At 39.2% G+C, this 709-nt stretch carries 1 protein-coding gene; it reads left to right on the plus strand.

Annotated features, from left to right (window positions below):
- Positions 1 to 221: LpxL/LpxP family acyltransferase (locus ABD296_RS49655; RefSeq protein ID WP_042755584.1), on the plus strand; the 221-nt coding region annotated here is incomplete at its 5' end.
- Between the last annotated feature and the right edge of the window lie 488 nt (positions 222 to 709).

Here is a 709-nt window from a genome sequence, read left to right on the forward strand (position 1 = left end):
CAATACCTTTATATTTTTACAGAAGCGGGGATATTCGAGATCCTCAATACAATGTACTGGTAGAACCTAAACTTGAAAATTTTCCTAGCGAATGCGAAGTGAATGATGCTGAACGCGTCAATAAAATTATTGAAAACCAGATTCGGATCGCCCCAACACAATACATGTGGTTTCATAGAAGGTTTAAAACTCGTCCTGCTGGTGAAGCGAAGTTTTACTGATTTTGTTATGCCTTTTTATACAGTCAACTGAGAGATTTAAAGGCCTTTAAACCGAGACTTTATAAATCCCAAATTAACAATAATTTTTAATTATTTATCCTTAGTTTTTAATGATCTAATTTAAAACAAATGTCATTTTGTGTGCTTGACTGTAATAGGGCAGAGCACTATCCTTTGCCTGCTGGCCTACATTGCCAGTCGACTTTGACAGGTCGGATAGCCAACGCACACGAAAAAGTCTCTCTTTTTTGTGGGCATCCCTGCGTGCCCCCTCTGCGGTGGAACGGGAGGGGGACACCTTCGGGTGTGCTGATCTTTTGGCTATCAGTCTGTCAACCTTCTCTCGTTTCACCACCATTATTTGACAGTAATGTGGTGAAACTTCTTTATAGCCAAAGGAGTTCGCTCATGCGTACTATTTCTTCTCATTTATTGGCCTTTGCCAAAATCTCTCTATTTATACCGTTTAAATACTCTATAAATTGGTT

It is taken from the genome of Actinomadura napierensis (assembly GCF_039529375.1).
In the GTDB taxonomy this organism is placed as follows: Bacteria; Actinomycetota; Actinomycetes; order Streptosporangiales; family Streptosporangiaceae; genus Spirillospora; species Spirillospora napierensis.